Raw genomic sequence first — 6,617 nt, 5'->3', positions numbered from 1 at the left:
TTGTCGGTGCTTGCACTAGCTTGGGTATAAATCTAGCAACCTTTAAAAAATAACCCTATACAACTTTCGTCTATATATTATTTTCGGCGTTGACGTTTTAGAGGTAGATGGGTTAAAACTGAACACTTATATTCAAATATTAAGTAAGTAACGAACCAATACCGATGATTAGCAGGCCAAGGTGAACATATGAATACCGCGTTAAATGATATTGTTGATTTTATTAAAGCCATACCGCCTTTTAATTTACTAAATGATCAGGATTGCCACCTTATTGCCAAACGCGCTTCCATTGGTTATTACCGTAATGACACTACCTTAGATGCGCATGATAACGATCAAGTCATGCTGTATATCGTTAAAAAAGGGGTACTTGCTTATTACAATGAAAGTGATGAGTTGCAAGGTAAGTTTTCTGAAGGTGATTTATGTAGTGTGTTATGTCAGCTTGATGCCGAAGCGTTACAAATAAGTTTACGTGTCGAAGAAGATTGCCTGCTCTATGCGATTGATTTTAATGAATTAGAAGCATTACTTGTTGAACAGCCAAATGTGCTGCAGTTTTTATTGCAAACTGCACCACAGCGATTACAGCATAAGATGGGGGCGATAAACGAGTCTGCATTAATCGCCTCAAGTTTAACCAATGCGCCGATAACTGATTATTACAATAGCCCTGCGATCACGATATCAATGCAAGCAAGTATTCAAGATGCTGCAAAGTACATGACAACAAAAGCGGTGTCGTGCCTCATCATTATGGGGGAGACAGAACCGACAGGAATAGTCACAGATAAAGATATTCGGCGGCGATGTGTAGCTGAAGGGCTAAATAGCCAATGCTCGGTGACTGAGATTATGACAGCCAATATGACGACAATTGATATTAAGCTTTGTGGTCATGACGCATTGGCTTTAATGATAAGTCAGCGCATACACCATCTGCCGGTGACTAAACATGGGGCATTGGTTGGTATGTTGACCGCTACGGATTTAATGAACCAAGAAGGGCATCATGCGGTTAATTTAAGTTCGGTGATCCATAAAGCCAGCTCTGTTGACGCCTTGGTTGAACTGAGTTTGATGTTACCGAAACTGCAAGTGAGTATGGCCAAACTGGGGGCCAGCGCTGATTATTTAGGTAAAAATATAAGTGCATTAACAATGGCATTTACCATACGTTTGATTGAACTAGCTGAACAAAAATTAGGTAAAGCACCTGTTGGATATGCTTGGTTATGTGCAGGTTCACAAGCGAGGCAAGAGCAGTTGGTTTCTTCAGATCAAGATAATGCGTTAATCATTGCTGACAGCGCCACAGCAGAGCAAGAAGCTTGGTTTGAATCGTTTGCCCATTTTGTGTGTGATGGACTCGCTGCCTGTGGTTATATTTATTGTCCGGGTAACATCATGGCGACTAACCAAGAATGGCGACAGAAACAACAGATATGGCAAGGTTACTTTACTGATTGGGTAACACAACCAGATCCTCAAGCGCTATTAAATAGCAGTGTGTTTTTTGATCTCACTACTGTTTATGGGGATAGTGCATTGCTGCATGATGTACGCCGAAGTATGTTGCAGAAAACACAAAAAAACACCTTATTTCAAGCTCACTTATCTCGGAATGCGTTATTGCAGAAACCACCATTAGGCTTTTTCCGTGACTTTGTGCTAATTCAAGATGGTAAAAATATAAAAGGACTCGACCTTAAGCATAATGGCTTAGCACCGATTATTAATCTAGCGCGAATTTATGCATTATCTGAAGGTATTGAAGACGTCAATACCATCATGCGCTTAAGGTTAGCGGCGGGAACACCATCATTGAGTCGTACTGAATCGGCGAATTTAATTGATGCATTCGAATTGTTAGGCATGCTACGTGCTGAGCATCAGGCCAAACAATTAGCCAATGGTGAAGCAGCGGATAGTTACTTGTTACCCAAGGAAATATCTAGGCTAGAGCGAGAACATTTGAAAGATGCCTTTAAGGTGATTAAAGCGATGCAGAGTTATCGACAGATGGTTTAGTTGGAAATAGTGTAACAGGATAAATCGAGTAATGAGGGTGTGTTATGAATCTTATACAATATTTTTTTAGTCTCGAAACACAGCGGAAACGACTATTAACGAAAGCGCCTGAAGGGCCCTTGAAGCAATACTTAAGTGTGCCGATTATCAATCTTGAACAGCCTATAATGAACAGTGATATCTTGGCTGTTGATTTTGAAACGACGGGGCTCAATGCTAAACAGGATAATATTTTGAGTATCGGTTATGTTGAACTGGCGGGAAGTAAAATTCGTTTAGACAGTTGTTATCATCAAATTGTGGCGGCACATTGCGAACTTGTAGGTGACAATGTCACGATACATAATATAACAGATAAAGAAAAAGCCAGCGGGCGACCCTTGGCAAGTGTCGTCGAGGATTTATTAGCGGCATTGGCTGGAAAAACAATGTTGGTGCATTATGCTCAGATTGAAAAAACCTTTCTCGAGCAAGCCTGCATCAAATTGTATGGTATGGCGCCGATATTTCCCGTTATTGATACCTTGGCATTGGCCAAAAAAAGGCATGATAGAGGTAACCAAGCTTATGCGCCATCTAGGTTACACCTGTCTAATTTACGTGAAGAATATGGGCTACCACGTTATTCAGCCCATAATGCGTTAAACGATGCAATTGCCACCGCCGAACTGTTTATGGCCAAAGTGCAACATTCTGAACTAAAAGGTCATACTAAATTAAAGTCATTGATTACAACCGCTTTCGGTTAGTTAAGTCGCATACCTCGATCTGAGCAAGTTAAGTTCGTCACAGTTTGGTAACACGGTGTCATGTATAGTAGGGGTTAATTATTTGTAGTCATACATGGATGAATATGCACGTAATGCCAGAAAAAATCATCATTGCCGATGATCACCCACTTTTTCGACAAGCATTATTAATTGCCTTAAAAGAACAATTTAAAACCACCCAATGGTTTGAAGCCGAAACAGTCGAAAGCATTAGTGAGTGTCTTATTGCCAATGCCGATGCTGATTTATTATTACTGGATCTTAATATTCCCGGTGCACATGGATTTGATCATTTAATTCGTATCAGAAAACAAAATCCTGATGTCCCCGTTGTGGTTATTTCTGCTTACAGTGATGAAACGATCATTGCTAAAGCGATGCAACACGGTGCGTCTGGTTTTGTACCTAAATCAGAATCTGTAGCGGTTATAATCTCGGCTATTAGCAGTGTACTAGCAGGCCAACTATGGGTGCCAGGTACATTTGAAAAGCCTAAACAAGACGTAAACGCGACTGCCGACGTGGCAATAGCTAAGTTGACCGCACAAGAATATCGCATATTAATGATGTTTTCTGAAGGACTACTTAACAAGCAAATCGGCGATAAATTGTGTGTTGCTGAAGCAACCGTTAAAGCCCATGCCAGCGCCATTTTTCGCAAATTAAATGTGCGTAATAGAACACAAGCTGCAATGATGTTAGGGCAGCTCGATGTACCGGAATACAGTGATAGCTTAAAGGAATAAGGATATGAATAAACATACAAAAGTGGCAGTACTTGTTGCTCCGTTATTAGCAGTCTTCGGCTATATTGCGTCTGATTATTTTATTGAAAACGATGCTGATAAAAATAAACTAGTCACATTAATACCTGAATCTTCTTGTGAGGTACTGGCGGGTGGCTGTGTGCTGACAAGTGGTGATTTTAAAGTTAATGTGTTTGATAAAAATGGTTCAACGGTCGTCAATTCGACGTTCCCGCTTGATGAAGCGGTGCTGTTTTTGGTTAATGAAGACAATACCTCGACAGCATATCCCTTGACGCAGGTACAAAGTAATTATTATTGGCAAGCACAAACTCCGCTGCGTGAATTAGCTAATACTTCGGCAAGTTATAAGCTAAGGTTGATTGCCTCTATTAAAGGCGGTGATTACATTAGCGAGTTTGAAACTTTGCTCTAGTTGTTCTGTATCTATACCCAAGGTGCTTCATGCTTTGAATATCCTCTCTTTTGGTTTTCTATTTGTCCACTTGCAGTGGCTAGGGTATAGCGCTTTCTCTGTTCTTGAATAAATTAATTCAGTTGTAGTTCGATAGGTCACAGTATGTTCGCAAATTGGCAGTTGATGCTATTAAGTTTTTTTTATATCGCGTTATTATTTTTAATTGCTTTTTTAGGCGATAAATATCGTCATCTGATCCAAGGGAAACGCCAAGCGCTTATTTATGCCTTTGCTGTTTCTGTGTATTGTACCTCGTGGAGTTTTCTTGGCACCACAGGACAAGCGGCAACCAGTGTTTATTCGTATTTACCTATTTATTTGGGTCCAATACTGTTACTTTTTTTCGCATGGCCTTTTCTACAACGTATAATTCAAACCAGTATTAATTTTAATTTAACCTCTATCGCCGATTTACTTGCGGCTCGTTTTGGTAAGTCACATGCCTTGGCTATTCTGGTGACCATGGTATCGTTACTTGGCACTATGCCATATATCGCCTTACAAATTAAAGCGATTGTTTATTCCTTCCAACAATTACAAATCGAACAAGTCTTTATGCCTTGGCAGCTTGGTTTAGTCACTAGTTGTGTACTGGCTGGTTTTAGCATGTTATTTGGCATTCGTAATATTGATGTGACAGAGCGTCATCCCGGTATTATGCTGGCGATTGCGTTTGAAGCCCTCGTAAAAATTATCGCTTTTGCCAGTGTCGGTATTTTTATTTGCTATTTTGTCTTCGATTCACCCCAGGATATTTGGCAACAAGCGAGTGCCAATGCAGAGTTAGCCAGTGCATTACAATTTCCCGATCTAAGTGCCATGTTTGGTATGATCATTATTGTGATGGCCGCATTTTTTGTGTTACCGCGGCAATTCCACGTCATGATTGTAGAACTACGTGATGAGCAAGATGCTTGGTTGAGTCGTCGTATCTTCCCATTATACCTGCTTGTATTTGCGTTTTTTTCCGCGCCACTTGGCTTAGCTGGTTATTTACTATTGGGTAATAGCGTGCCTGCGGATATGTATGTATTGGTGCTGCCTTGGTATCAAGATCAAACATGGCTGACGTTGTTTGCATTTTTAGGGGCGATTTCTGCAGCAAGCTCGATGGTGATCGTATCAACCATTGCATTGAGTACCATGTTGAGCAATGAAATTGTATTCCCGTTCCTATTTAAAAAGAATAAACATCCCACACAATACGATGCGTTTAGATTAAAATTGCTCAATATTCGCAAAATATTAGTGCTGTTTGTTAGTTTACTCAGCTATCTGGTCTTTCTATTTATTCCACCTACAGCGTTAGCAAGTTTAGGGGCTACGGCATTAGGTGCCTTGGCACAGCTTACACCGGCATTAGTTGCCGCTTTTTATTGGCGTCGAGCTACATTGAAAGGTGTGTTTACCGGGATTAGTATCGGCTTTTCATTGTGGACACTGCTTAATTTTTTACCGCAATTGGGTTTCTATCAAGGCCCATTAGTAGAGACTATATTTGCAAGTTCAACTGCGATCAACTTGCTCTGCCTGTCGGTTAATGTTGTCGTGATGGTCCTTATATCATTAGTGACCAGATCCAGTATCCAAGAACGAATACAAGGGGCGTTATTTTTAAAGCGGCAGTTACCGCAATCATTAGTGGAAAGTAAGCGCAAAGCTAAGTCGAAACGGTTGGCTATATCGGTAGATGAATTATTGTTATTGACCGCGCAATTTGTGGGTGACGATAAAGCATCCAAAAGTTTCCAAGCTTTTGAGCAGGTCGCTATCACCTTAGAGTATACCGTAAAGGAAAAGGCTGAATATGCGCTGGAGCATACAGAGAAAGTATTATCGAGTGTGATGGGTTCATCATCTGCTCGCTTGGTGCTTAATTCTGCTTTAGATGGCCATGATTTCGCTTTGGATGAACTGGCGACCTTAGTGGGTAACGCATCTAGCCATCGACAAGAGTTTAGTCAGAACTTGCTAAAAAGCGCGATTGAAAACACCAGAGATGGGATCTCAATTGTTAACGATGAACTCGAACTTGTAGCCTGGAATAAACAGTATGCAATTTTGTTTAATTATCCTGACAATATTCTCCGTGTCGGTTGCCCGATTGAATCATTAATTCGATTTAATGCTGAACGCGGCTTGTGTGGTGGGGGTGATATTGAAGCGCATGTAAAAAAACGCATCGATTTCCTGCGTTTAAGACAGTCGCATAACTCGGAACGGTTACGTGAAGATGGCAAGGTCATCCGCATCGAAGGAAACCCATTACCGGACGGCGGATTTCTAATGGTCTTTTCAGATATCACTGCATTCAGGCAAGCGGAACGGGTATTAAAAGAAGCCAATCAAGATTTAGAGACCCGTGTAGCAGAGCGAACTAAAAAACTCGAGAAAGCCAATAAAGAGCTAGCGAAGGCGAGGGTGGTTGCCGATGAGGCGCTGAGTAAGAAAAGTCATTTTTTACAAGTGTGCAGCCATGATTTATTGCAGCCACTTGAAGCCGCACGCTTGTTTACATCTGCACTTGCCAGTCAGTCGACCTTAAATGAAAATCAGCAACGCCAAGTGAGTAGTATCGATCTATCACTC

At 41.0% G+C, this 6,617-nt stretch carries 5 protein-coding genes; all 5 read left to right on the top strand.

All coding sequences use genetic code 11. The annotated features are described in order from the left end of the window. Positions 1-189 precede the first annotated feature (189 nt). A complete protein-coding gene (locus PE36_RS23085) occupies positions 190-2,034 on the top strand; it encodes a DUF294 nucleotidyltransferase-like domain-containing protein (RefSeq protein WP_006034536.1) in 1,845 nt (614 codons plus the stop codon). 44 nt (positions 2,035-2,078) lie between these two features. Then, entirely contained in the window at positions 2,079-2,783 is a 705-nt protein-coding gene (locus PE36_RS23080) for an exonuclease domain-containing protein (RefSeq protein ID WP_006034535.1), read from the top strand. 104 nt (positions 2,784-2,887) lie between these two features. After that, on the top strand, positions 2,888-3,550 hold the full coding sequence (locus PE36_RS23075) for a response regulator transcription factor (protein ID WP_043995010.1): 663 nt from the start codon (positions 2,888-2,890) through the stop codon (positions 3,548-3,550). Between the two features lie 4 nt (positions 3,551-3,554). Continuing rightward, the gene (locus PE36_RS23070) at positions 3,555-3,986 is read left to right on the top strand and encodes a hypothetical protein (RefSeq protein ID WP_006034533.1); all 432 of its coding nucleotides are present in this window, start codon (positions 3,555-3,557) and stop codon (positions 3,984-3,986) included. A 144-nt stretch (positions 3,987-4,130) separates the two neighbouring features. Further along, on the top strand, positions 4,131-6,617 hold a 2,487-nt coding region (locus tag PE36_RS23065), incomplete at its 3' end, for a PAS-domain containing protein (protein WP_006034532.1).

The sequence above is a fragment of the Moritella sp. PE36 genome, from assembly GCF_000170855.1.
Classification (GTDB): Bacteria; Pseudomonadota; Gammaproteobacteria; order Enterobacterales; family Moritellaceae; genus Moritella.
Note: the sequence above shows the minus strand (reverse complement) of the source record. Positions and strands in the feature narration are given on the sequence as shown.

Coding starts and splice junctions, on each gene's coding strand:
- PE36_RS23085 (WP_006034536.1), top strand. CDS start 190: ATGAATACCGCGTTAAATGATATTGTTGATTTTATTAAAGCCATACCG.
- PE36_RS23070 (WP_006034533.1), top strand. CDS start 3,555: ATGAATAAACATACAAAAGTGGCAGTACTTGTTGCTCCGTTATTAGCA.
- PE36_RS23080 (WP_006034535.1), top strand. CDS start 2,079: ATGAATCTTATACAATATTTTTTTAGTCTCGAAACACAGCGGAAACGA.
- PE36_RS23075 (WP_043995010.1), top strand. CDS start 2,888: ATGCACGTAATGCCAGAAAAAATCATCATTGCCGATGATCACCCACTT.